This is a genomic window from Burkholderia sp. IT-111MI5 (assembly GCF_949752865.1).
GTDB lineage: Bacteria > Pseudomonadota > Gammaproteobacteria > Burkholderiales > Burkholderiaceae > Burkholderia > Burkholderia pyrrocinia_C.
In genome coordinates this window covers 257747-283351 of record NZ_CATKIF010000073.1, presented here as the reverse complement: position 1 = coordinate 283351, position 25605 = coordinate 257747, and the positions used below count along the sequence as shown (strand labels likewise).

17 protein-coding genes and 1 pseudogene are annotated in these 25605 nt (G+C 61.2%); 3 read left to right on the top strand and 15 right to left on the bottom strand.

Annotated features, from left to right (window positions below; translation table 11 throughout):
• Positions 1-9: 9 nt before the first annotated feature.
• The 3 genes from tssM to ACM6JT_RS35630 are packed head-to-tail and all read right to left on the bottom strand — an operon-like array spanning position 10 to position 5183.
• Positions 10-3978, bottom strand: a complete 3969-nt coding sequence (tssM, locus tag ACM6JT_RS35640) for a type VI secretion system membrane subunit TssM (RefSeq protein ID WP_414858245.1) — start codon at positions 3976-3978, stop codon at positions 10-12.
• Complete coding sequence (icmH, locus tag ACM6JT_RS35635; protein WP_414858244.1) at positions 3975-4907, bottom strand: type IVB secretion system protein IcmH/DotU; 933 nt, start codon at positions 4905-4907, stop codon at positions 3975-3977. The genes tssM and icmH overlap by 4 nt, the downstream gene beginning before the upstream one ends.
• 21 nt (positions 4908-4928) lie before the next feature.
• The gene (locus ACM6JT_RS35630; RefSeq protein ID WP_414858243.1) at positions 4929-5183 is read right to left on the bottom strand and encodes a PAAR domain-containing protein; all 255 of its coding nucleotides are present in this window, start codon (positions 5181-5183) and stop codon (positions 4929-4931) included.
• 135 nt (positions 5184-5318) lie between these two features.
• On the opposite strand from ACM6JT_RS35630, the gene ACM6JT_RS35625 reads away from it, so the two are divergent.
• On the top strand, positions 5319-5663 hold the full coding sequence (locus ACM6JT_RS35625) for a hypothetical protein (RefSeq protein WP_414858242.1): 345 nt from the start codon (positions 5319-5321) through the stop codon (positions 5661-5663).
• A 332-nt stretch (positions 5664-5995) separates the two neighbouring features.
• Here the strand turns inward: ACM6JT_RS35625 and ACM6JT_RS35620 are convergent, their stop codons facing one another.
• The 5 genes from ACM6JT_RS35620 to tssF form a co-directional block, all read right to left on the bottom strand.
• A complete protein-coding gene (locus tag ACM6JT_RS35620; protein ID WP_414858241.1) occupies positions 5996-6481 on the bottom strand; it encodes a tetratricopeptide repeat protein in 486 nt (161 codons plus the stop codon).
• Positions 6482-6755: 274 nt separating this feature from the next.
• Positions 6756-7013, bottom strand: a complete 258-nt coding sequence (locus ACM6JT_RS35615; protein WP_414858240.1) for a hypothetical protein — start codon at positions 7011-7013, stop codon at positions 6756-6758.
• Positions 7014-7401: 388 nt separating this feature from the next.
• Entirely contained in the window at positions 7402-7788 is a 387-nt protein-coding gene (locus ACM6JT_RS35610; protein ID WP_414858239.1) for a hypothetical protein, read from the bottom strand.
• A gap of 1 nt (position 7789) precedes the next feature.
• Positions 7790-13687, bottom strand: a complete 5898-nt coding sequence (gene tssI, locus ACM6JT_RS35605; RefSeq protein ID WP_414858238.1) for a type VI secretion system tip protein TssI/VgrG — start codon at positions 13685-13687, stop codon at positions 7790-7792.
• A 73-nt stretch (positions 13688-13760) separates the two neighbouring features.
• Complete coding sequence (gene tssF / locus ACM6JT_RS35600) at positions 13761-15632, bottom strand: type VI secretion system baseplate subunit TssF (protein ID WP_414858237.1); 1872 nt, start codon at positions 15630-15632, stop codon at positions 13761-13763.
• 179 nt (positions 15633-15811) lie between these two features.
• On the opposite strand from tssF, the pseudogene ACM6JT_RS35595 reads away from it, so the two are divergent.
• Positions 15812-15936, top strand: a pseudogene (locus tag ACM6JT_RS35595) (formyltetrahydrofolate deformylase); the annotation flags it as partial.
• Positions 15937-16158: 222 nt separating this feature from the next.
• On the opposite strand, the gene ACM6JT_RS35590 reads toward ACM6JT_RS35595, so the two are convergent.
• From ACM6JT_RS35590 to ACM6JT_RS35565, 6 genes are all read right to left on the bottom strand, one after another.
• Positions 16159-16620 (bottom strand): nucleoside/nucleotide kinase family protein, encoded by a 462-nt coding sequence (locus ACM6JT_RS35590; protein ID WP_414858236.1) that lies wholly within the window; start codon positions 16618-16620, stop codon positions 16159-16161.
• Between the two features lie 190 nt (positions 16621-16810).
• A complete protein-coding gene (locus ACM6JT_RS35585) occupies positions 16811-17704 on the bottom strand; it encodes a sugar phosphate isomerase/epimerase family protein (protein WP_096475552.1) in 894 nt (297 codons plus the stop codon).
• Positions 17701-18762, bottom strand: coding sequence for an ABC transporter permease (locus ACM6JT_RS35580; RefSeq protein ID WP_414858235.1), 1062 nt, complete (start codon positions 18760-18762; stop codon positions 17701-17703). Before ACM6JT_RS35580 ends, ACM6JT_RS35585 begins: the two co-directional genes overlap by 4 nt.
• 2 nt (positions 18763-18764) lie before the next feature.
• Positions 18765-19772, bottom strand: coding sequence for an ABC transporter permease (locus ACM6JT_RS35575; RefSeq protein ID WP_414858234.1), 1008 nt, complete (start codon positions 19770-19772; stop codon positions 18765-18767).
• Positions 19765-21324 carry a sugar ABC transporter ATP-binding protein gene (locus ACM6JT_RS35570; protein WP_414858233.1) on the bottom strand — a complete coding sequence of 520 codons (1560 nt, stop codon included), beginning with the start codon at positions 21322-21324 and terminating at the stop codon, positions 19765-19767. Before ACM6JT_RS35570 ends, ACM6JT_RS35575 begins: the two co-directional genes overlap by 8 nt.
• 87 nt (positions 21325-21411) lie before the next feature.
• Positions 21412-22404: a substrate-binding domain-containing protein gene (locus ACM6JT_RS35565; protein WP_414858232.1), complete on the bottom strand. Its 993-nt coding sequence runs from the start codon at positions 22402-22404 to the stop codon at positions 21412-21414.
• Between the two features lie 212 nt (positions 22405-22616).
• Here ACM6JT_RS35565 and ACM6JT_RS35560 point away from each other — a divergent pair, with 212 nt between their 5' ends.
• A complete protein-coding gene (locus tag ACM6JT_RS35560; RefSeq protein WP_414858231.1) occupies positions 22617-23690 on the top strand; it encodes a substrate-binding domain-containing protein in 1074 nt (357 codons plus the stop codon).
• Positions 23691-23826: 136 nt separating this feature from the next.
• Here ACM6JT_RS35560 and ACM6JT_RS35555 read toward each other — a convergent pair whose 3' ends face one another.
• A complete protein-coding gene (locus tag ACM6JT_RS35555; protein ID WP_034180740.1) occupies positions 23827-25482 on the bottom strand; it encodes an APC family permease in 1656 nt (551 codons plus the stop codon).
• Positions 25483-25605: the final 123 nt, after the last annotated feature.

Sequence of the window (25605 nt, the reverse complement as noted above, 5' to 3'; positions counted from 1 at the left end):
AATTCCCATTCAATGAAAAGCACTCGTTGGGGCAGTTGACAACGTACCTGGCGGCAATCCCGGCGGCGGACCACTGTCGCTCAAACCGAATACCGGCATCGAACTCGGACAACGAAAACGGGGTAGCACATCACTCGTCAGCGGATTCTTCACGCTTCCCGCACTCGTGATGTCCAGCACCGCCTTGCGCCCGTCAAAATCGAAAGACACACGGGTGCGGCCCAGCGTGGCTGTCGGCACCACGTTCCCCTTTCGCAACAAGCGCAGCAACGCCCACGGCCCCTCCTCCCGAATCGTCGAGGCGTCGCCATGAATCGCCGGACTCGCAGCGATCCCGGCGGATACCCCGCCGCGTGAACCCGGCCACTTCACTGCAAGCGGCGTCACGGGACCATGCCGATAAAGCAGCGCCTGTCCATCGATGTCGAGTGCCAATGACATGATCGTTGGATCGAGTTCTGGAATCCGGATATCTGCTTTCCACCCGAACTGCTTGCCACCTGGATCGTTGAAGAATATTTCACGGATTGCCTGCGTGTGCTCGAATGGTTCCAGATCAGGCCCGTATACCGGTTCGGTCGCACCAGACAACGTCCGATAACGCCACGGTTTTGCGGATGTGTCGACAAACGGCGCCAAGGTCCGGGTAAAGAAATTGTCGAGAATACCGCCCGGCCCAAACATGCGGGTAAAGTCTGCCAGGCTCACGTCCCGGTCGCTGTCGGGATTGAAGGGATAGTAGCCTCCGATAGTCAGGCGACAGACATCGCCGATTTCGGCCTGCATCTGCCGTGACAACAGTTGCCCGATTCCCTCGCTTATCTCGCGTGACCCGTTCGTTGCCAGTTGCAGGAGCACCGAGCGGAACGGTGCGGGCATCGTACCGGCCATCATCTTCAGCTTGGATGCCGTATCGCTTTCAGGCGGCAAGCTGTTGTTCGCCAACGCGTTGTCGGCTACGGTCAACGCCGAGTACCAAGCGCCAAGCAATTCAGCCACGCCGTCGAGTCCGGTCTTGTCATTCCGGCCAACGAGCGCCGTACCTGCCTGCACGAAGGCGTCGCCAGTCACGACTTCCCGAAGCGCGGCGAAATGATTGTCGACCAATTCGCGTTCGAGCGGTGCGGAAGCGCGTCGGCCCAACATCGTATCGACGGTCTGGCCGATCCGGTTCGCTACCTTTTGCATCTGCGACTGCTCGGACTCGGTCGTCGATTCGGTCAGTGTCGTTTCCCGCACTGCAGCCCGGGCCAGACGCGTCAAGGGCGAATCGGGCGCTGCAAAACGGCGCAGAATCTGTAAGTCGAAAGAAAGGCTAGTGCCGCCGACAATGCGAATATCCTTCAAAAAATCGTCCCACTGCTGTGCATATTCCAGCAGGTATTGACGCCGGATCGCTTGAGTCAGTGGATCGTCGGCATCAGCCAGCTTTCCTGTGACGGAATGTCGATCGACATTCCGTGACGACTGGCCCATCACCCATGCGTCATCCTCACGAGCTGCCTGCACGAACTCCGGCAGGCGCTTGTCGAAAAGGTTGTGGTATCCATCAAACGTGAACAGGCCCGGTACACCGCTCGATAGCGGTTTGCCGCTCGCGCGCGTAAACTCCGTGCCGGCAGCCGGACCGATCACGCTCAGCAATGTGACGTCATCCGGCGCGTCCTTGCCCACCATGCCCTTCGCTCGCGCGTAGAGCCGGTCCGCCACATTGCTACCGTCCAAAAACGCTCTAAGCTGCCTGATCAATCCCTCGTTACGGATCACCGTCGGCTGAATGCTTCGTGATCCAGAAAACAATTGCTGGATGTGAGGGAGCATCAATGCGCGACCGCCGAGCGCCGCTGCGCTGTCTGCATGCGCCCAATCATCGAGCACCCACGCCTTCACGTCGTGCGCGTTGTATCTTTTATCGTCGTAGAGCATCAGATACACGCGAAGCGCATCGTAGCCGGCCTTCTGGTCGCGCCGAGCGACAGCTTGTGTCATCGCCGCCTCCATCCGGCGGACGAATTGCGGTAACAGCAAGCGATCAACGAGCGTGTCGTAGGTGAGACGGCTGTCAGCTCGTATCTCGGGGGACATGCCCAATCCGAAGCGAAATACGTTCCCCGGGTTGAGCCGATCGAGACTTGTCGAAATCAGCAGATCCTGCGCTGCGCTCAATACATCCGGAAGCACCTGCATACTGGACGAGGCCGGATCGAGGCGGGTGAGTCTGTCCGTCAACGTCTGTGCCTTCTGGCCGAGTGCGATCAGATACTGTCTGCTCTGGCCAATGCTGTCCCAGATGCCGGCAGCAAGCCCGGCAGACACCAGCCACACCAATGCATGTCCAATCAGCCGCTGCAGACGGCGGCGGTTTTCCCAATGACGGTTCGGCTGAACAAGATGCGCTTCGGACACGATCCGACTCAGCACGTCGCGCAGGAAATAGCTACCTCGGCCGGCTAATTTCGCTTGCGGAAAAGCCACCCGGGCGGCGCCGACCATACGTTGCAATACCGTGTGGCGCTCGACGGAAATCGTATTGCCCGCCCGCTTTGCGCTCGTCAGCCACACGCCGCGTAGCATCGTTCGATCTGCTGGCGCATCGTCAATGGTTTCGCCGAAAATCCCCGTGACCAGTTCGGTAAGCGGTTTGATCAATGCGGTCAGGGCTTCCGGCAATGTCGCCAGACGGCCGCAGCATGCGGGATCGGTTTCGTCGAGCAGCCGAGTGTGGACATGATCGGCCAAGCTATCGACCAGTTGCGTGAGCTTGGATTCACAGCGCGTGCGGAGTTTCGCCGACGACTGCGCATCATGTCCATCGGGCAATGCGAATCCCCAGCCACGGTTACGGACCTCGTAGGGCAACGCCCGTGCGTACTCGGCAAACCCCGTAAGGCGGTCGATCTTCGTAACGATTAGCCAGACCGGAAATTCGACGCCCAATGTCTTGTGCGCCTCCGCCAGTCTTGCGCGCAACGCGTCGCCTTCAGCGATTCGAACTTGAGGGTCGGCGTGTGCCAGGACTGCCACATCGACCGTCAACACAACACCGTTGATCGGCATGCCGGGGCGAAGCTTGGCCAGCATGCCCAGGAACCCCTGCCATTCGGTCATATCTGCCAGCGCTCGTCGATTTCCGCTTTGGACAAGCGACTCTGTCGCATCGGATCGGATTGAATTAGCCGGTAATGGATACCGGGAAGTACCGTGGCGCGAGTAGTAGCCGGCCGTATCGATCAGCACCGCGTCATTGGTTACCCACCAGCCGGGCATCGCATCCCTGCCCGCTGGCGCCACGGTCGACCGGATTCGTTCGTCGAGCGGAAACGTCAGACTGGCTTGGCGCAGCACGCTGGTTTTGCCTGCACCTTGCGAGCCGAGCACGATGTACCACGGCAGCGTGTACAAATAACGCCTGGGCTGAAACAAGCGAGCGATTTCCCACCGGCCAATACGCCGAGCCTTCAGTTGCGCTATCGCGATCGTGGCGATCCGCTTGATTTCAGCCAGTCGCTCGGCAGCAATCGGACGCTCGCCACGTCGACCAAGCCTGAGTATCCGTTGCAAAATCCGGCGATCGTATTGCGCTCGCCGCCATTGCCGGTAAGTCATGTGCACGGCAAACGCCAGCAACACGACGGCGATCGCTCCGATTCGAGAAGCGGGCGAGGCCAGCGGTTGCGAGCGCCCCACTGTGATGTCCGGCGTGGCAAACCAGAGCAACACGCAAACAAACATCACGGCCGCAATACGCAACGACCAGCGAACCCGCCAAAGCACCCAGCCGGCGAGCAATACTGCAATCACACATACACGAACGTGCACGCCAGCCAGCGGCTCAAATTTGCCAAAGCCGAGCAATGGGCCGATCCACCAAATCGCAAGGGCGGCGATGACGACCGCAACGGCGACGAGAACTTGACGGGAGCGCAGGAGCGCGAAAACTTTCTTCAGGGATCCGGTGATAGATGTTGTCTGGGTCATGGCTCAGATTGCCGGAGTAAATCGCTCGACGCAGTTGGCATCGCCCGGGCCGCTTCGGTAATCTGCTGCTTCACCGTTTGCGACATTGTGTCGAGAACATGGTGCGCGTAACCGTACAAGCCGAGCAGTGCAGCCGACAGCACCACGGCCGACATCCAGACGGGAATTTCAAAGGGCGGTCGCCGTTGAATCGCCGCCGTCGATGAAATCGAATCCGACAGACCACCTTGCGTCGACGGAGCGTGACGAGAGATTTTCTGGTAGAGACGCTCTCGATATCGGTCGCGTTGGCGGCGACCATTCGCTCCATACTGCCCCTCGAAGCCCAGGCAGAGCAGGCGATAAATCACTTCCATTAACGCAGCGTGTTCGTCCGGGTCATCGAGCAGATGCGATGCCAGCGCATAGACCTTGGCGCCACTCCGGTTGTCTTCGTGAATGCGGATCATCAGTGCGTTGGCTGCCCAGTTGGCACTGCGTACTGCGTCCCGAGCCAACTCACGCATGGCAGCTTCGTCGAGTGCGGCGCACAAACCATACCGAGCACCGACCGTGTGGTCGACACGGATGTTCGCCCGTTCGCACAGTCGCTCGAACGTCCTGACTTCGTCCATCAACAGATTTCGCAATGCTTCGTCGTGACCGACGCGGATCAGTTCAGGCATATCGGCGAGCACGCGCAGCAACACGCGACTCGCTTCCAGCAGCGGGTTCCGGTGGCGCAGTACGGCATCCAGCCGAACCTGTTCGTCCTCGCCAGCGGGGATCGCGCCCAGAGAACGGCGACGCGAACCGGCTCGACCTTGCTGATTCTTGCCGGACAGAAATGCGCCGGTTGGGCTGGTTGGTGCGCCGGGTTTCTGCTTGGTTGGGACGGCTGCGGGTGACTGATTTGGCACGGCGTGACTGTTTGCAACAACAGAAGTCACTTGAAATCTCCCCAACTCACATCACACCGTGGGGCCACTGCCGTCCACGACCAGTGTCGCACCGCAACTCGTGTCGCTGCCGTGATGGGCGATTTGCCGACCGTTGATTGTGCCGAAGCTACCGTCGGTAATAGTCCCCGGACCATGCAAAGGGCATGAGATAGCATCGCCAACGCACGCGGCCGGACGACCGTCGATGACAACGCCGGCACTGGCGGACGTGACTTGGCCGCCGTGCGTGGTTGGCGTACCAAGGGTTGCGACTGGGGTTTGCATTTAGTAAATTCCATAAAATAAGAAGTTCACCCACCAAATACACATTTGTGATTTATGGATTATCCGGTGGCTCAATTGATCACACGGGCACGCCGATCCACCTCAACCATATCTCAGTACGTCGATACCATATACATGTTTAACAAAACTTCCTCTCGCATCAAACTGATCATCTCCATCATTGCGATATCTTCGGCAACCTTCGCACTCTTCGGCGGACTCTCTTCCGGATACTCCTTACCCAGCATCGTGTGCCTATCCGTTGCGGGCGCATTGTTTGGCGCAATCTTGGCACCTGAAATTGCGCCAAAGGCCTTTCGCTATCCGACACTGTGGCAAATTTCGTTTTCGACACTTGGCTGCCTTTCAATAGCGACGTTGCTTAACGCAGACATCGAAGGCTATGCGCTCGCGGTGATCATCGGCATTATTTCCGGCTACTTTGCCTCAATCTGGATAAATCATATCCAATTACCCTAAATAGCGCTCCACCAATGGGACAATTACACCTTAGTCGGCCCACTCAGATCGAGCAGCGGCGTCACCCGATCCCCAAGAGAGAATCGACGACATTCTTTAGCCACGCCTCCTTATGAATAGCGATCTTTCTCGTAAAAATTAACGACCATATCAAAACAAGTCCTCTGAAGTGATGCGTCGCCAGTCCTTGCGTCCGTTGGCTCTCCCTGTGAAATGCGTCACGCTCGAAGCTCGCCAGCGGATCGCCGTCCAGCAGAATCCCGTGCACGTGACCCGATCCGTATCGCTGCCAAACCAGCGAACCGACATCCGGTACATATGCGTACATCAATTTATTTCTTACCGAAGTTCATCTTGCGAAGCTCTTCCTCGGCGTCCTCCACCCCCTCATCACCAGCCTTCTTGATAAATTCAACTCCCAAAATCTCATCCCTGTCAATTCCATTTGATCCATTAAATAAATTTAACCCGTGAGCAAGCATAGCTCGCGCATGCCCTCGCTCAGCCGCGCATTTAAACAAAAGTGAAGATACAAATAGATCCTTATCGACCAGATCACCACTTAGATAACAGCTCCCCAACGCATATATTGCAGGCGAACATCCCAAAGCAGCGGCCTCCCGAAGCAACTCGACACTTCTCATCTCAAATTCTTCATCGGACTCCCCCGGATTACTAAACATGGAATAAATGAATAGCGCCTCACCATTTCTCACCTTAACCAACGGCAAGAGCAATTTTCTCGCCAAACCAGTATTTCCGCGATCCAGTAAATCACGAACCCTTCCCAGTATTTTTTCGGCTTTTCCATCAACCATGTGGAATCACTCTTTCACCAGTAGGCCCTGTGCACCGGCATTTTATGTGGTGCGTAGATTTCGCACAGAGCTTCTCTTTCGCATCTTTTCCTGCCATTTTCTTGGCGGCGCTTAGAGTTACCCCAACGCCGTACCTCATAGAAAATTCCTAATCATCCGTCACGTAATGCCACGCCTTTCCGTCCGACAGACGCGATGTCTCGGTGCAATCCTACAGCGCCAGATCACGAAGCACGGGCGATGGATTGTTGGCTGAAGTTAAAAATATGCCACCCTAATCATCGAGCGATTTAATGAATTTAATAGACTCATCCTCATCTTCATAATTAATCAATCCATATTTTTTAGTTTTTATCAAAAACCCTTTCGTTGGCACTCCATCGGTTACGACACCGAGACTTGGCGCCCAATCCTCATACCCATGCAAAAATTGGCTGTGGTCGAAATCGCAAACAACCGTCCCATCGACATTGTCTTCGACGAGAACACTGTCGCCCACCTTTACATCATTTGCGGCGCTGAAATATTTCACGATCCCCTCCAATCAATTCACAAACTCTTCAACCGTTACCGCCAAATCCGTCAGCCGATTTGGTTTAAGAACATATTTTTTGCTTAGCCCAAAAGCACTGATAGTTATTTGTATTTTTATTAGCAGTAGACATATTATTATGCAACCCGTAAACACCATACTGCATTTCATTTTCAGAAATAATATCTAGCGGGCGAAATTCTAAAATTTCTGGGGTCACGATTCGTCCCGCTACAGCTTTGCGCGGCGGAACTGCGGCGGCCAATTTCAATGCACCGGCACTATACAATCGGCCCGCATTCATCACACATTTACGCAGCAAGAAGCAACAGCAGTTTGATAGCATCCTCCCACACCGCCTGCGCCGTCAGCACAAAGCGGACACCAATTAATTTAAATATCGACCCAAAATAAATCCAATAGACACCGGAACCACCGACAAAACAAAATAAATCCCGAATACAATCGACGCTCCTCGCACCCCAGGAAAATCAATGGAAAACCCAAGCGCCTCCTTAGTCACCTGGATTATTACAGCAAGGACTGGAATTAATATCAAATAAACAAAACCCACAAAGCCAATCCACCCCGACGAATACCGAGAGACCAGAAATGTCGCCACACATGGAATTCCCCACAGCAATACCAAAACACAATCCGAACTTAAACCAATCCTTTTAAATTGATACCCCCCTAGAGAATTGAAAAATTCAGACAGCGCAAAAAACACCACAATCAGAAAAAATCCGATCAAACAAAATTTATATTCCCGCACGCTACTTTCCTCCCAACCCAGAGTCGTATATTGGATAGGGGGTGTAACCTGCTTCACTCGGTTGCGGACCAGGGTTAATTGGGTAATTTGGCCAAGCAGACCGCGGAATAGAAACCCCACACTCCTTCATTGCTTGCTCAACACAGTGACAGCAATTAAATTTCGTAAAGCTATAATTTTCACCTTCGCATTGCTGCATCGCCCTCTTAATGCAATCATCTTTTTCGTTATTCCTCTGAGTCGTGCACATAGTGCCTGACCTATTTGGCGCAGGGTCGGGATGAACACCACTCGGATCGAAACTCGACGTTGTTCCGTCTGAAAATCTTGCATAGCAATGACGAGCATATGGTAACGGCATCTGCAATGATCGGTAGCACATTTGAAATAAACCAAGTTGATCTATGCCATTAATCGGATTGGCCTCAACATAAATTAATTCATTAATCCCACCACCCAATCCAATAGGATCTTTTGTCAAGTATCTTCCAGTCTGCGGATCATAGTATCTAAACCGGTTGTAATGCAGCCCCGATTCCGCATCGAAATACTGCCCAGGGAACCGAATCGGGTTGTCTACTGCATGCGCCAGTCTATGCGCCATGCGCCCATATGCACTGAAATCCGCCGCCCACACCACCTCACGCTGCTCGTCATACAGTTCCTGCGGCGTGCCTAGATGATCCGTCACGTAGTGCCAAGCACGGCCATCCGCCAGCCGTGTCAGCGGACCTTCGTGATCCGGGTGCGGCACGTAGGTCACCGTTTTGTCCTCATACGAGCCTCGCCCAATCCGGGTTTCCTGCAGCATCCAGTCGCCGTCCCACATGAACACTGTCGTTTGCGTCTCGCCATCGGGGCGCATGTGATGCTTCGCGACCCGTCGACCCAGCGCGTCATATTCGTAGTCGGTCCGTCCGCCGTTTGCGTGCTCGATCGCGATCAGCTGGTGCGTTCCGTCGTAACGGTATTTCGTCACCTCCGGTTGCTCTTTGGGTTCCTCATATTTCGGCGTGCCTGTCAGCACCTCCATCACCCTCAGGAAATTGTCCGTGCCGCGTTGGCTGCGCTTTTCCGCTTCCGTCAATTCGGGCTCTAGTGGCAACGGCACAGTCCGCGCGATCCGATTGCCGTGACCGTCGTACGTGTAGTCCACGGGGCGATCCGGACGTGTCTGCGGCGCGAAGCGCAGCAAGCGGTCACCGTTCGCCTTCCACGCCTGCATACGGCTCTCCCCAGGTGCCGCCGCCAGAAGATTGCCTGCCGGGTCGTAGTAAAACGCCTCCGGGCCGCTTGCTGCCGTGACCTGCGTCAAGCGCGACAGCGCGTCGTATTGATAGGTCTTCTTGTCCCGCCACGCGTCGTTGAGACCAATCAGTTGGCCTGCACGGTCGTATTCCCACGCCCTCCACGGACGCAAACGTTCCACCGCCTGCCCGCGCACATCGAGGTTCTGCCAACGGTGTGCTGCCAGCAGACCGTTCTCACCGTATCCGAAGTGATGCTTCGCCAGCCCTTGCGTCCGCTGGCTCTCCCTGTGCAATGCGTCGCGCTCGAAGCTCGCGAGTGGATCGCCGTCCAGCAAAATCCCGTGCACGTGACCCGACCCATATCTCTGCCAGACCAGCGACCCGACGTCCGGCACGTTCGTCCAGCTCCGGTTGCCGATCTCGTCCACTCCGTGCGTGAGTCGCCAGACCCTGCCGTGATGAGCCTGCACCTCAGCCGTGCGGCGCCCCGCCGCGTCATATTCGTAGGTGACCTGCACCGGTGCGCGCCCCGGAGACAGCGCCTGCGCTTGCGTCAACAAGCTCCGGGCATCGTACCGGTAGCTTGCTTGACTACCATCGCTCGATCGCCGCTCCACCGGACGGCCCAGCGCATCGTAGACGACATGCGTCGTGATCTGGCCGTCCTGGCCATGATCGATCCGTTCAACGAGCTCCCCGGCGGCGTTGTATCGGAAGCTCTGCCGGCGCCCATCGAAGCCGATCTGTTCCGTCAGCCGATGTCGGCCGTCATAGCCGAATGTCGTCGCTTCGCCGTTCGCATTGGTCAACCTCGTCAGCCGCCCGATCGTGTCGTATTCGAAGCGTTGGTTCCCGTCAGCCGGATCGACGATCAGGATCCGTTGCCCGTAGGCATCCCATTCGGTACGCGTGACCCGTTGAAGCGGATCGGTACGCGCTATAGCCCGGCCCGCCTCGTCGTATTCGACCTTCCACCACCCCATGCCGGGTGGCTGCACCGCCGTCATCCGGGCGGACAAACTGCCGCTTTGCCGCGTGACCTGCCCCAACGCATCGGTGGTTTCGGTCAACTGGCCAAACTGATCGTACGCGTAAGCGGTCGTGTGTCCCGAGCAGTCGGTGCGCGCAACGAGCTGCCCGGCCTCGTCCCACTGCATCTTCATCACGTTGCCGAGCGCATCGGTACGGGTGACCGGCAAGCCGTTCTCGTACGCATAGCTGGTCGCATGGCCCAGCGGATCGGTCTCGCTAACGAGGTGCCCGGCAGCATCGTAGCTGCGCTGCCAGACCTGGCCGGCCGGATCGGTGATCTGCTCGGCCAGGTTCAGGTCGTTATAGCGGATCCGCGTCACCTGACCAGCCGGATCAATCACCGACGTGGGATTGCCGCGCGCATCGTTCACCATGCGAGTCGTACGGCCAAGCCCGTCGATAAAGCCCGATACGCTGCCCGTTTCGTCGAAGTGCGTTTGCTCGATGCTGCCGTCCGGATGCACGACTTTTTCGACCGCCCATAGACCGTTGTAGTGATACTCGGTCGTGTGGCCCAACCCATTGGTCACGCGAGTGATACGCAGCGACGGCAGGTAATCGAAACGCGTATCGCGCGTGACGATCTGCCGGTCGTTGGCGTCTTTCGTGTATGCGTACGTACGCAAACAATAGGCGTTCGGTGTGTCATCGCTCCATTCCGACACGTGCATCGCCCCGGCCGGCGTCCGGTACTTGGTCAACAGGTGATGTTCGTACCCATAGCGCCATATCAGGTTCGCTCGGTCGGTGGCCTCCACCAGATCGCCATGTTCGTCGTACGTGTAGCTCGCCAGATGCAGCGATGTATTGCCCCACCCTTGATCGAGCAGCACGGTTTTTATGCGGCCCGTGTCATCCAGCGTGCAGCGCACCGTATGGCGATTGTTGCGCACTGTTTCGAGCCAGCCTTGCGACGTGTAGCCGAGTGTCAGGTTCTCGCCGTCGAGCGTCGTTATGCGCTGAAGCTGCCAGCGAGTCCCATCGGTCGGATGTGGTGCATAGTGCTCTTCAGTACCGCTCCCGAAGCGCAGCACGTAAGCCGCGCCCGTCGCATTGTCTTCGCCGCGCGCCAGCGTGAGCTTTTCGATCGGATGGAAATGTTCTTCGCCGGGGTTCATCATCGGGAACCGCAACTGGCGCCCATCTGAATCGAAATAGATCAGGCCGGCCGTGTCGGTGCGCACCTCGGTCGCATAAGGGAGTTTCCACGCTACACCCAGACTGCCGGTGCGTTGGTCTGCACTCCGATAGCTACGATGCCAGTCGATCGGCACCCGCCCCGGTAATGTAAAGTCGGTGTGGAACAGAATTTTCTGACCCGTCGCTATATCGACCGGATTGGCGCTGACGGTCTTCTTTGCACATTCCGCACAATCGGCTTCGGTCACGGGCGCGAGACTCCCTGCACTTCCGCTCGTCATGCTGATCGTCGGTGCCTGCAGGTAGATGGCCATACCTCTGAGGTGAATGCCCGACTCGTCGATCGTCACCGTCCCGCCCGGCCCGGCTAATTGCGCTTGCTTCGCGCCCGACAGACTGCTGTCACCCGTGTCAGTTATGCGCAGCTGATTCGCATTCGAACTCGACACCAGCGCTGGCAGTTGTGGCGCAAAGTCCGGCGACGGCTCGATCGGGTTCGCTTGATCGCCTTTCACCGCATCGCCCACTGCCTTGCCGCGCACCGTCACCGTGTAGGTATGCCCCACGTCGGCAGTCCAGTCCTGAACCACGCGATCGCTACGACTCTGGCCCACCGTGCTCGCCATGTGTAGCCCGACGTTGCGGAGATACAGACCACCTATATTGACGTTGTATGCCATCCCGACATTGAGCATCGCGCCCATGCCGACGCTTTTCACCGATGCCAGCGTCACCGTCTCGAACTTGTAGCCGCCTGTCGACAATTTCCAGTGCCGCCCGATATGAGCGATCTCGTCATGGCCCACCTTCTTCGTGCGATCGTGCCCCACCGTATGCGTTTCGTCGGCTTCCACCACGGTATCGAGATTGCGTTCCGCCTGAATCCATACCTGCTCCGCGCCCTTCTTGTCCTCGAAGCGGATCGCATTCGCATTGCCATAGCCGCCGTTCTTGGTCGAACGAGTCAGAATCCCGCTCTGTGTTGCGTTGCCAGGCAGCCCCCAAGGCGGCATCGTCTGCGCGTTGTAGACACGACCCGTTACGATCGGGCGATCAGGATCGCCGTTCTCGAAATCGACGATGACCTCGGTACCGACTCGCGGAATGTGAATCCCACCGAAGTTGCTCCCGGCCCATGGGTATGACACCCGCACCCAACATGACGAATTCTGGTCCATCACCGGTGAACGGTCCCAGTGGAACTTCAGCGTCACCTCACCGTTCTTGTTGGTCCAGATCTCCGAGCCCTCGGGGCCGGTCACGATCGCGGTTTGCGGGCCGCGCGTGCGGGGCTTCCGGATCATGCGTGGCGGACGGAACACGGTCGTCGACGACTGCACGGCGAACACGCAGCGGATATCGTAGGTCGAGAAGCCAGTCGTTTCGCCGGTTTCCTTCGCATCCAGCTCCGAACTGATGACCAGGTATTCGCGGTTAGCGCTCGTCAGCGGGTGTCCTGTCAGCATGAAGGTCGTCCCGCACACCACATTGCGCAGATTGCCTTTTCCTATGGCGCGCTCGCCTTGGGCGTGGAGCTCTTCCATCCGCACACGGGCAAACGCATTTCCGTCCTCGGGATCGGTGTAATCCCCCGGCCACTCGTAACGTTCAAGCTGATTGTGCGCGGTTTCGCGTGGCAAGCTGTCCTGCGCGGTCAACTTTGCACCGGGCTTCTCGAAATCGAAATCGTCGGTAGTCCATACGCCCGATTGCAAACTTTCGGTAGCCTCGAAGTGATCGACGTGCTCGCGGTCGATCTTGTGACCGGGTGGATAATACGCAAGTGTCTGGTAGGCGATGCTGTCCACCGGTCGATGCGCGCCCGGACCATCGACCAACACCAGTCGATGCACACCGCCCGAATGCTCGTAGAACCACGTGATACCGTGCTCCTCCATCAATCTCTGAGCGAACGCGAAATCACTTTCACCGTATTGGACTTGATAGTGCAGCGGCTTGTAAGTACTGCCAACCCGCATCTCGAATGAATACAGGTAGGTGCCGAACACGTCGCGCAGAATGTCCAGCACGCTTTTTCGCTGGAAGATGCGGTAGTCGGTTCGCTCGCGCGCCAACGCAAACCACGGTTCCAGTACGATCCGGTAACGATACTGGCGATTCAACCGATCCACGTAGCTGGCGGCTGTCACGATCCCGCTGACTTCACGTATTCCAGCGCCAAGATTGGAGACCCCTGCATTGCCGGTGAGACCTTGGGTGAATGAGCCCATGCCGTCCAGTTGGATCGAAACGGTCAGCTCCTTGCCGAGCATCGCCTTCAGGTTCAGATTGGCCAGTACGTCAGCAGGCAGCAGCGGATCGGCTGGCGTCGTCAACCACAACTCATACTGGTACAGCGTAGAAAGTTTTTCCGAACCGTTGATCGCACTCAGATACAACAAGGGAATGCCAGTTACCGTTTCCGGCAAAGCCGGACCACTCACCGAAAAGGTTCGGTTCGTCTTGAAGCTCACCATGCCTACCGCCCCCGTTAAGCCAATATTTGTTCTGCGCAGCAGACAGACTGCATGAAAACGTGTCCGTCGTGAATCAAACCGTACCGCGTGTGCCCGTCCGTACAGGCCAGCGCATCAGTTCTCCCCGCTGCACCGAGTGCAACACGGACCGCGTAAAAGAATGTGTCGAAACGTGACGCGCCACATAGTGTTCGAGAATCAGCCCGAACAGATAGGGGCTGATGCCGTCCAACCCGGCTTCATCCACCGTGAACGCGCACTCGATCCCGCGCCCGAATCGCAGCGGGCCATGACCCGGCAGTTTTTGGGTAACGGCGCGGGCTGTGACACCAGTCAGGCTGTCGATCTGGCGTCTGTATCGCGCATCGTCGTCGGTAGCAAATAGCATCAGCATGTCACGCAACCCAGCGCCGTCCTCGAACATGTCGCAGCTATGGTTCAGTTGGCGTATCAAGCGCCATGCGACCTCACCCTGTGCCAACGGTGCGCGCGCGAGACTGGGGGCCCGAATCAGACCCACACTGCGTATCGGTGCAGACAAGCCGACCGTCAGGTCGGCGACACCATCCACATCCAGCAGGTTAGGCAAATCGCGATTTGTCAGCCATGCATCCACCGACAGATATTTCATTGGCTCGCGATACGGCCGCTCGTCCTGATCAACAAGCGACACGAAGACTTCCGTGCCGACATACATCGCACGAGCACCGTACCGGCGGCGAGAATCATTCGTCGTGCGGCGCTCACGGCGAACCGTGAAATAGCGTCCGTGATTGGTTTCGTCGTCGGTGAGCGACCGGTACCGCGACCGGAATTCGAGCGATGCCACGCCTTTACTGACAAAGCCGTGCAGAGCTTCGACGGCAAACACCTCGTAATCGAATCCGTGCTGCTTGTCGGCCTGCAGCCGAATCTCCCCATCCGTGCGGGGAATTTCGACAGGGTCGGCCTTGCGGCGAAACAGGTTGATGATCGGTGTACAGAAGAGTGCAAAACGGGACGCATCGACGTGCTCAGCCAACGTGCTGTCGAAGCGATCCAGCAACACAACGATCTCGGCTTCTCGACCTGTTACGTGTCGCAGCCCCCGGCCGAGCCCCTTCAGCGTGAAGAACCAGAAACGAGCCGGGCACACTGCAAACTCGTGAAGAAGGCTATGGCCGTGAAACTTGGGCCACACCAGCGGCAGCAGGCCATCACCGACGTTCACCCCCTCGTAGCCAACCGCCTGCTCGGCAACGACACTCAACGGTCGCTCTGCATCGCCGAAACAGTTCGGCATCCCCGTGATCGACGCCAACGCACTGGCATGGATCAACTCGAAGAGGTGGGACGCCACGCGTTCGTCACCCGCCAGATAGACCGGCAACCGGTCCAGCTCTCGCAGATCGTCGAACCTCGCTTCGCCCGTCGTGCGTAACGTGAGGCGCAGTGCGCCGCACACTGACCGGCCTGCGGGCACGTAGCGATCCAGCGACGGAATATCGGGCGGCACGCCGGTGAGCTTTGCGCCGACGATCTGCAACGGATACAGCGTGACATCCTGGCCGCTGCGGAACGTGCAGGCCGTATGCTCGCCATCCGGCACGCGACTCGAAAATTCCGTGCCACGCGGCACCCTGAATCCTTCGAGAAGATTGCCTTGGCTGTCGTCGGGAAAAAGGCGGGCCACCGCCATCGCGGGAGTCGGCGACACATAATTCGGATAGATCGTTTCGAGCAGCCGCTCGGTGAACGCCGGAAACTCGGCATCCAGCTTGAGTTGCAGCCGGGCTGTTACGAAACTCGCCGATTGAATCAATCTCTGGACAAACGGGTCGCCGATCTCACCAGCGTGCATGCCCAATCGTTTGGCGATTTTTGGATGTGCATCGGCGAACTCCCCCGCTAACTCCTGCAGGTAAAGCAACTCTCGATTGTAAGCAGCAAGCAGATGGGGATCCATGACGAGAACGAGTCTTGCGTTGTGCGTTTGTCAACATGACTGTCAGCAATTCGCAGATGCTATCCCCAACGAACATCTCAAAAAACCCCCTGGCAGACTTACCGGTGACATACCTGCATCGCTTGTCCGACCGCACGTCAACATCTATTCGATCAAGTACAAAGGCCGAACAATAGCTGCGGTCCGAGCAGCTGCTCGCGGTGGAGCGCGATATCGAAAGCATCACGCTCGCTCGCGCGCGGTGAAGGCGTTCATCGAGCGTCGGGTGTTTTTGAACGGCGATCGCACGGTGGTGTTTTCGTAAAGCCGGTACGCTGCAAGCGGGATCGACCGTCCGTCATGCGACGCCGACGGCACGCGCGAAAGCGCCGTGCCGATTCACCGCACCCGGTGCCGCAGTACAGGTTGTTGAGGATCAGCGCCACGCCCGTCCGCGCGGCGCCGCACCATGACCGGAACTTGTCGCATCGGACGGTGGCGTATCCGTCAGCGGTGCACGCAAAGCAGGCCGCTCTTCGCCGCCCCCTCAGCCGTTGTCGACGCTGAAATCCGCCCGTACGCTGCGTGACAGCACCGTATCGATATTGACGAGATCGTTGCCGTCCATCTTCGCGCACAGCGCCGTGTCGTCCATCCCGTAACCGCGCCATCGCGCGGTCAGCCGCTCGACGAGCGTCGCGCGCGGCACGTCCAGAATCACGGTCACGCCGAACGACGCATGCAGCAGATCCCACGGCGCATCGCCGAGCAGCAGGTAGTTGCCTTCGACCAGAATCAGACGGGCCGACGCCGGCACGACGTTCGCACCGGCCCGCGCAATCTCCAGCGACCGGTCGAACACGGGCACCGCGATATCGCGGCCGTCGTCCGCGCGCAAACGCGCAAGCAACGTCGCAAGGCCGTCGACGTCGAACGTATGCGGCGCACCCTTGCGCGCGCGGTCGCCGCGCGCGCCCAGCACCCGGTCGTCGTAATGAAAGCCGTCCATCGCGACGATGGACGCGAGCCCGGGCGCGTCGTCATCGATGCACGCGCACAGCCCCGTTCGACGAACGTGCTCTTGCCGGCGCCCGGCGCGCCGCCCATCGCGACCACGCGCCGCGCCGCCCGCTGCGTGCGCAGCAGATGCGCGGCCACCACCTCGCAGTCGATGCGATGCGCGCCCGCCGCCGCGCCGCTTACGGCAGCCGGCTCCGTTCGGCCTGCTTCAGCGCCTCGCGCGCCGACTTGAGCTGCACGCGCGTAAAGGCCAGCGCGTGCGCTGCGAGATCGTGACTGTCTTCCCACAGGTTGCGCCAGATCGCGAGGATGCCTTCGAGCGGCTGGCCGACGACGCGCGACGAGAAACTCTCGAACGTGATCGGCCCCGTATAGCCGCTGAACACCAGCGCACGAAACACCGCGGTGAAATCGACGTTGCCCGATCCCAGATACCCGCGATGCGAATCTCCGATGTGCACGTAGCCGAGCTGCTCGCCGGTGTCGCGGATCGCCGACGTCACGTCCGATTCCTCGATATGCATGTGATACGTGTCGAGATGCACCTTCACGTTCGGCCGGCCGATGCGCCGGCACAGCTCGACACCCTGCGATGCGGTGTTGAGCACGTTCGACTCGTAGCGGTTCACGACTTCGAGCCCGAGCGTGATGCCGCTTTGCGCGGCCGTGTCCGCCACCTGCGCGAGGATGTCGGCGGACATCGCGACGCCGGCGGCCGTCGTCGGCGTGAAATTCTTCTGGAATGCAGAGTACAGAATCCCGCATACGTGCGTCGCGCCGCAGTCGCGCGCGACACGCAGCGCGGCCTCGAGTTTTTGCTTGCCGCGCGCGGCCTTCTGCGCATCGCCGCTCGAAATGTCGGATTCCGCATCGAGCCCGAGCGAGAACGTGATGCCGAGACCGTACCGTTCGAGTTCGCGCCGCGTGAACGCGGCGTCGATCGAATCGGGATCGAGCGCGGGCACCTCGATGAAATCGAAACCCGTCTCGGCCGTATTCGCGATCGCGCGCGCGCATGCGTCGCGGCTCCAGCCGGCCTCCCAGACCAGCGCATGTACGCCAAGCTTGTTCATTTCGTCTCCTTCCGTTGAGGGGGTTCGAGGCCGCCGCCGAGCGTCGGCGCCGCGATTCGATTGCGATTGCGCGGCCGCGATGCATGTCGGGCCCAGGCCCAGCGCACCAGCATCACCGCGAGCAGGAACGCACCCCACAGCGCAGTCGCGAGGTGCTGGCTCGCGCCGAGCAGGTTGAGGCCCGATGCGATCACCTGCAGGATCACGAGCGCGATCACGACCGGCGCGACGCGACCGAACCCACCGAACGGATCGACGCGCCCGAGAAAGCAGGCGAGCACCGAGATCAGCAGGAACGCCTCGCCGTGACCGACGCGCACCGAGTTGAAGCGCGACAGCATCACGACGCCGGCCACGCCGCACATCAGCCCCGACAGCATGTAGATGCGCGTGATCGCCCGCGTGGTCGAGATACCCGAATAGCGCGTTGCTTCCGCGTTCGAGCCGATCATCCGCGTGACGAAGCCGAGCCGCGAATACGTCATCACGACATGCCACAGCAGCGCGCAGCCCGCGAAGATCCACAGCGGCGCCGGCACGCCGAGCCACAGCCCGTTGCCCATCGCGCGGACGACCGGCGGAAACCCGGAGATGTCGCCGCCGCGCGTCAGGAATTCGCCGAGACCGCGCAGGAAGATCATCGCCGACAGCGACACGAGGATCGGGCTCGCGCCCGTATGCGCGATCACCGCGCCGATCAGCCAGCCGGCCGCGGCGCCCGTCGCGAGCGCCGCGGCGATGCCGAGCGCGACCGTCGCGATGCCTGCCTCCGGGCCGCCGTGCGACTGAATCACCCACGCCATCGCCAACCCCGCGATATTCGCGGTGAACGTGACGGCGAGATTGAAGCCGCCGGACACCAGCGGCATCAGCATCGCCAGCGTGAACAGGCCGAGCTCCGGGAGCTGGAACGCGATCGACGCGAACGTGCCGCCCGTCAGGAAACGATCGGACGCGACGCTCATCGCCGCGACGACGCACGCGAGAAAACCCAGCAGGCCGGCCACGTCGGCCGGAACGGACAGCGCCGGAAAGCGCCGGGATTCGGCGTGTCTCATGATCAAGTCCTCGCGCGCGGCGACAGGAAGCGCGAGCCGACCAGCCGCGCGACACCGTCGCTCGACACGGCGATCGCAACCAGGATGACCGCGCCGACGATCATCTTGAATGCGTACGGCGACACGCCGAGCAGGTTGAGCCCGTTCGCGGTGATCGACACGAGCAGGATGCCGAGGATCGCGCCGAGCACCGTGCCGCGCCCGCCGCCGAGTCGCGCGCCGCCGAGCACGACGGCCGCGAGCACGTCCAGTTCGCGGCCGTACAGCGCGTTCGGCACGACCTCCTGCACGTAGTGCGCCTGCATCAGGCCCGCGATGCCCGCCATCATCCCGAGCCAGCCGTATGCGACGTAATGCATCGTCGCGAGATCGATGCCGACGCGTCGCGCGGCTTCCGGGTTGTCGCCGGTCGCGTAGAGCTGGCGGCCGAGCGTCGTGCGCCGCAGCAGGAACCACGTCGCGACGACGGCCGCGGCCATCACCGCGACCGGCAGCGCAAGCGATGCGACGCCGCCCGGCGTATCGACCTGCACCAGCGTGACACGATTCGTCCACCAGTCGGGCAGGTCGTAGATCGACACGCCGCCCGTCACGAACATCAGCCCGCCGAAGAAAATGTTGAAGGTCGCGATCGTCGCGACGATCGACACGACGCGAAACCGGTAGATGATCGTCGCGTTCACCGCGCCGAGCAGGATGCCGAAGCCGGCCGAGACCGCGAAGCCGAGCACCCAGTTGCCGCCGCCGAGCCGCATCAGCGTGAGCGCGGCGAGGTACTGCACCACCGACGCGCCGACTGCGAACGAAATGTCGATGCCGCCCGCGATCAGCACGATCAGCAGCCCGACCGCGAAGATGATGTTGACCGCACTCTGGTTGAGCAGGTCGAACAGGTTGGGCAGCGTCAGGAAGGTCGGCGTCGCGATGCCGAGGCCGATCGCCATCGCGGCGATCACCGCGAGCAGCCACGCTTCGGTCGAGCCGATGCCGAATGTGCCGGGGTTACGCATGGACGTCTCGCTCGATGCGATCGATCGGTGTGCCGCCCGGCACGTACTCGGCGACGATACGGCCGTCGCGCATGTGCAGGATGCGGTCCGCGTTGAAGTACACCTCGGGAATCTCGTCGGAGATCAGCACGATCGCCATGCCTTGCGCCGCGAGCCGGTGAATGATCGCGAAGATGCCGGCGCGCGCGCCGACGTCGACGCCGACCGTCGGCGAATCGAGGATCAGCAGCTTCGGCTGCGTCGCGAGCCATTTCGCGAGCACGATGCGCTGCTGGTTGCCGCCCGACAGCGTCGACACCGCGTCGTCGGGGCCACCGATCTTCACCGCGAGCCGCGCGACCCAATCGCGGATCAGCGCATCGCGCCGCCGCGGCGAAATCAGCCGGGCTGCACCGAGCAGATCGTCGAGCACCGCGATCGCCGTGTTGTCGCCGATCGATTGCGGCTGAACGAGGCCCAGTTGCAGGCGATCCTCCGACACGTAAGCGATGCCCGCGCGAATCGCGTCGCGATTGGAGCGTAGCGACAGCGGCCGGCCGTCGAGCGCGATCGTGCCGGCATCCGGCCGCGTCATTCCGAACAGCGACAGCGCAAGCTCGGTGCGCCCCGCGCCGAGGCGCCCCGTCAGGCCGAGGATCTCGCCGCGCCGCACTTCGAACGACACGGCCTCGTATTCGCCGCGCCGCGATAGCCCGTCGACACGCAGCATCGCGGCCGCGGCCGACAGGTCGGTCGTGCGCACCGCGTAATCGAAGGTGCGCCCCGTCATCAGCTCGGTGAGCCGCGTCTGCGTCATCCCTGCCGTCGGAAACGTGCCGACATAACGTCCGTCGCGCAGCACCGTCACGCGCGCGCACACGTCGAGCACTTCCGCGAGCCGATGGCTGACGAACACCACCGCGATGCCGTCGGCCGACAGGCGGCGCACGATCGCGAGCAGCGCCTGCGTCTCCGCATGGCTGAGCGACGCGGTCGGCTCGTCCATGAACACGAGACGTGCTTCGGCGACGAGCGCGCGCGCGATCGCGACAACCTGCCGCTGGGCGATCGTGAGCGTGCGCACCGGCCGGCCGAGATCGAGCTCGACGCCGAGCCGCGCGAGAATCTGCCGCGCGGCGACCTTCATCCGCCCGTAGTCGACCAGCCGTGGACGCGCGCCGAGGTTCTGCTCGAACGAGATGTTCTCGGCGACCGTCATCTCGGGGAACAACGCGAGGTCCTGCCAGATCACCTGGATGCCGAGAGCACGCGCCCGTGCCGGATCGAGATCGCCGGCCGGCTTGCCGTCGAAGCGCATCACCGCGCCGGACTCCGGGCGATGGACGCCGCTCACGATCTTGATCAACGTGCTCTTGCCGCAGCCGTTCTCGCCAGCCAGGCACAGCACTTCGCCCGGCATCACGTCGAATCGCACCTGCTGCAGCGCCTGCACGCCACCGAACGTCTTCGACACGTTGTCGAGTTCGAGCAACGGCGCGTCGGCCACGAACGCGGCCGGCGGCGGGCTCGCCCGGCCGGACGCCGCGGATTCACGGGAATGGGCAGACATCATCGCTACGCTCCGGTTCGGACTGCCATGAAACCTCGGGAGAGTCGAACGACTTCATCGCACGGCGCGTTGCGCCTGCGTGCTTGCCGCTCACAACCCCTGCTTCGCGAGATCGTCGACGGTTTTCGCGTTCAGCTCGACGAGCTGGTTCACGATCAGGTTGTGGCCTTCCGGATGCACGACGCCGAGCCCCGGAATCGTCGTGCCGTCCTTGACCGGCTGCCCCTTCGCGAGCATCGTGCCGAGCGTGACGAACACCTCGCCGGCCTGCGCGGGGTTCCACATGTAGCCGCCGTTCAGCACGCCGTCGTGCACGAGCCGCCGGCCCTGCCCAGGGGAGAACGGCCCGAGCACCACGACCTTGCCCTTCGCCTGCTTCTCGGCGACCGCGCGCGCAGCGCCGATCGGCCCCTGGCTGCCGAACGCCAGGATTGCCTTCAGGTTCGGGTGCGCGCGCATCAGGTCGAGCGCGGTCTTGCGCGACGCGTCCACATCTTCGGCCACGCCGTAGCGATCGCCGACGAGCTTCATGTCCGGATAGTTGGCCTTCAGGTACGCGATCGCCGCGTCGGCCCACGCGTTATGCAACGGCACCGTCAGCGAGCCGACGAACACCGCGTATTCGCCCTTGCCGCCCACCGCCGCGGCGAGGTTCTTCGCGTACGCCTCGCCGAAGCCCTTCGCGGAGGCCAGCTCGAAATTCCAGTCGGCGTTCTTCTGCTTCGGCGATTCGTGCGTGATCACCTTGATACCTGCGGCCCGTGCGCGCTGCAGCACCGGCTCGAGCACCTCGGCATCGTTCGGCACCACGCCGATCACGTCGACCTTCTGCGCGATCAGATCCTCGATCGCACGCACCTGCAGCGCCGGGTCCGCGCTGGTCGGCCCGACCATGAACGCCTTCACGCCGAGCTGCTCGGCGCGCTTCCTGATGCCCGCGTCCATCGCGTTGAACCACGGAATGCCGCCGATCTTCACGACGACCCCGATCACGGGCTTGTCCGGCGACGCCGACGCGATGCCCGTTGCGAGCGCGAACGCAGCCACGCCCGCGCATACCGTGCGCAAGAAATTCACCGACATGTCTCCTCCATCCGAAGGCGACCGTCGCCGGGCTTCCGAATCCCGGCATGGCGGTCAGTTGCTAAATCCATTCAGCAAACCGTTTCGTGTATGCTGAATCCATTTAGCTTCGACGGAAAGCATGGGAAAACCCTGATAGGGAATCGCGCCCCGGAACGCATACCGTCGGCATCATCAACACAAGAACGCACACGAGGGGAGCGACGACGCAGATGGCCCGCACGACTACCGGACGCAAGTCCACGATCTACGACATCGCGAAAGCAACCGGCTCGTCCACGTCCACGGTCAGCATGGTGCTGAACGGCAACTGGGCGCGCTACAGGATCAGCGAGGAAACGGCCACGCGCATTCTCGACAGCGCCAAGGCGCTCGGCTACAACGTGAACCTGAGCGCGCGCGGCCTGCGCCTGTCGCGCTCGGGGCTGGCGGGCATGGTCATTCCGCACTACCGCAACCGCTTCTTCGCGGGGCTCGCCGAAACCTTCGAGGACGAAGCGCGCCGGCGCGGCCTGTGTCCGATCGTCGTCGGCACGCAGCGCGACCCGGACGTCGAGCTGAACGTCGCACAGACGCTGCTCGCGCAGCGTGTCGAACTGCTGTTCATCGCCGGCGTGCGCGACCCGGCACCGCTCAATGCGCTGTGCGACGCGGCCGGCATCCCGTCGATCAACGTCGACCTGCCGGGAGCCGGTGCGCCGTCGGTCGTGTCGGACAACCGCGCGGGCGCGCGGGCGCTGACCGACGTTCTGATCGACAAGATGCTCGCGCGCGGCAATGCGCCCGGCGAACTGATCCTGCTCGGCGGTATCGCCGGCGAATACGCGACCGAGATGCGGATCGCGGGCTTTCACGACGCGTTCGCCGCGCGTGGCCTGCCGCCGCCGTCGCACGACGCGATCGAGCGCTGCGGCTACGCGCCCGCGGCCGCGCGCGAGGCGCTTGCGCGGCGCTACGACACGCTCGGCCGGCTGCCGGCCGGCATGCTGACGAATTCGATCACCTCGTTCGAAGGGCTCGTGCGTTTCGCGTCGGAGCTGCCGTGGGACATCTGGCAGCGCACGGCCGTCGGCTGCTTCGACTGGGACCCGTTCGCCGCGCGCCTGCCGTTCGACGTCACGATGCTGCGGCAGGACGTGCAGCGGCTGATCACGGAAGCGTTCGCGCTGCTCGATGCGGGCGACGCCGGAGACGCCACGCCGCGTCCGGTCGTGATGGTGCCGACGCGCTTCATGCGAACCCTCGACGACGACACGCGCGCCAGCGACGCAGAGCCGGCCGGCTGAGCGCGCGGACGCGAAATGAAACAAGCCCGGCCGGTCTTGCGACCGGTCGGGCTTGTTTCATGTGCTGCGCGATTTCGTGTCGTGCCCGCCGGGACCATGTGCGGCATCTTTTCCCGGCGAGCGACGTGTCAGTTGCTCACTTCACCCACGCAAAGTAATACGACAACCAGATCGTCAGCCCCGCCCCGATCAGCGCCGCATAAGGCATCAGATTCAACCACATGCTGCGCTTCGGCACCTCGAGCTCCATGTCGCGCTGCATCTGCTCGGGGAACCGGCCGCGGTCCTGCCAGTAGTGCCGATAGAGAAACACCGGCACGATCAGCAGCATCGCGATCAGGCCATTACGCAGCGTGCCTTCGCCCTGCAGGTTCGCACCCGCGCCGACATACACGAGGTTCGCATAACCGCAGATCGCACCGCCGACGAGCAGCCACGTCGGACAGCGGAACGGTCGATCCCAGTTGCCGCGATCCATCCGGTGGATCCAGCCAGACTGAAGATTCAGGAATACGAACAGCATGTAGCAGACGTTCGAGATCGACAGCACCGTCATGTAGTCCGACATCATCAGCAACACGAGGTTGAAGCCGAGATCGGTCCACATCGCGCGCGTGGGCGAGCCGTGCTCGTTCACGTGCGACAGGTACTTCGGCAGCCAGCCGTCGACCGATGCCTGGTACAGCGTGCGCGACGAGCCCATCATCGACGTCATCACGATCAGCAGGATCGACAGCATCAGCATCACGACGACCGCGTTCGCAACCCATGCGCCGCCGCCGACGATCTTCGCCATCGCGGCCGCGACGCCGGTGCCGTCGCCGATCGCGGGATCGAGCATCGCCTGCGTGCCGAGCGCGCCCTGGAACGCCAGCGGCACGAGCGTCATCACGACGAGACACAGCGCACCCGACCAGAAGATCGCCTTCGCGGTATCGCGACGCGGATCGCGGAATTCGCGCGTGTAGCAGACGGCGGTCTCGAAACCGTACGACGCCCAGCCGGCCATGAACATCGCGCCGAGCGCCATCGTCACGCCCTGCCCGTTCCACGAGCCGAAGGTCGCGGCCGTGAGGTTGCCTTGCGCGTCGTGGCCGAGCGGCAGCAGCGGGAGCAGGTTCGACATCGGCACGTCGCCCGTGACGAACGGCACGATGCCGACGATCAACAGCGGCGTGAGCGACGCGATACCGAGGATGCGCTGCGTGCGCGCAGCCTTCGATGCACCGCTGTGCTGAAGCTTGAACGTGATGAGAAGCAGGATCGTCGCAATGATGAACGTCGCGTTGATCCGCAGGGAAAGACCGGGCTTGATGAACCCGAGATCCGCAACCTTGAGCTGCCAGTGCAGCACCGCCGCGTCGGCGGGGAAGAGGCTCGTGAGCGCGTAGCTCGCCGCGAGGCCGCAGCCGAGCGCAAGCATCGGCGACCACGCAAGCCAGTTGCACCACACGGAAACCGGAGCAATCAGCTTGCTGTAACGCACCCAGCCGATCGCGCCATACACCGACGCGCCGCCCGATTTATGAGGAAATAGCCCCGATATTTCCGCATAAGTCGCGCTTTGGATCAGCCCCATCGTGATCGCGGCGATCCAGATCGCCCACGCGGGCTGGCCGATCGTCGCGCATACGCCGCCGATCGTGAACAGCACGCCTGCCGGCACGCCGCTCGTTACCCAGAATGCGTCTTTCCAAGTCAGGCCACGATGCAGCGTGTGGCCCGTCGAATCATGTGAGATGGTTGCCTCAACGTCACTGGTGCTGTTCGCACGCAGTCCTGCTTGACTCATCCAATTCCTCCTCTCGATCAGTGTTAGCGCTTCAGCGCTTACTCTGGTCCGATGCAAAGCAGATGACTCCGCACAAGGGCCGTAGTGTAACAACTTAAGCACTTTTTTGCAGAATCAGTAAAA

Bases quoted from the DNA above. Each gene is read 5' to 3' on its own strand.
- tssM (WP_414858245.1), bottom strand. From the start codon at position 3,978: ATGACCCAGACAACATCTATCACCGGATCCCTGAAGAAAGTTTTCGCG.
- ACM6JT_RS35630 (WP_414858243.1), bottom strand. From the start codon at position 5,183: ATGCAAACCCCAGTCGCAACCCTTGGTACGCCAACCACGCACGGCGGC.
- ACM6JT_RS35625 (WP_414858242.1), top strand. From the start codon at position 5,319: ATGTTTAACAAAACTTCCTCTCGCATCAAACTGATCATCTCCATCATT.
- ACM6JT_RS35620 (WP_414858241.1), bottom strand. From the start codon at position 6,481: ATGGTTGATGGAAAAGCCGAAAAAATACTGGGAAGGGTTCGTGATTTA.
- tssI (WP_414858238.1), bottom strand. From the start codon at position 13,687: ATGGTGAGCTTCAAGACGAACCGAACCTTTTCGGTGAGTGGTCCGGCT.
- tssF (WP_414858237.1), bottom strand. From the start codon at position 15,632: ATGGATCCCCATCTGCTTGCTGCTTACAATCGAGAGTTGCTTTACCTG.
- ACM6JT_RS35590 (WP_414858236.1), bottom strand. From the start codon at position 16,620: ATGGACGGCTTTCATTACGACGACCGGGTGCTGGGCGCGCGCGGCGAC.
- ACM6JT_RS35585 (WP_096475552.1), bottom strand. From the start codon at position 17,704: ATGAACAAGCTTGGCGTACATGCGCTGGTCTGGGAGGCCGGCTGGAGC.
- ACM6JT_RS35580 (WP_414858235.1), bottom strand. From the start codon at position 18,762: ATGAGACACGCCGAATCCCGGCGCTTTCCGGCGCTGTCCGTTCCGGCC.
- ACM6JT_RS35575 (WP_414858234.1), bottom strand. From the start codon at position 19,772: ATGCGTAACCCCGGCACATTCGGCATCGGCTCGACCGAAGCGTGGCTG.
- ACM6JT_RS35570 (WP_414858233.1), bottom strand. From the start codon at position 21,324: ATGATGTCTGCCCATTCCCGTGAATCCGCGGCGTCCGGCCGGGCGAGC.
- ACM6JT_RS35565 (WP_414858232.1), bottom strand. From the start codon at position 22,404: ATGTCGGTGAATTTCTTGCGCACGGTATGCGCGGGCGTGGCTGCGTTC.
- ACM6JT_RS35560 (WP_414858231.1), top strand. From the start codon at position 22,617: ATGGCCCGCACGACTACCGGACGCAAGTCCACGATCTACGACATCGCG.
- ACM6JT_RS35555 (WP_034180740.1), bottom strand. From the start codon at position 25,482: ATGAGTCAAGCAGGACTGCGTGCGAACAGCACCAGTGACGTTGAGGCA.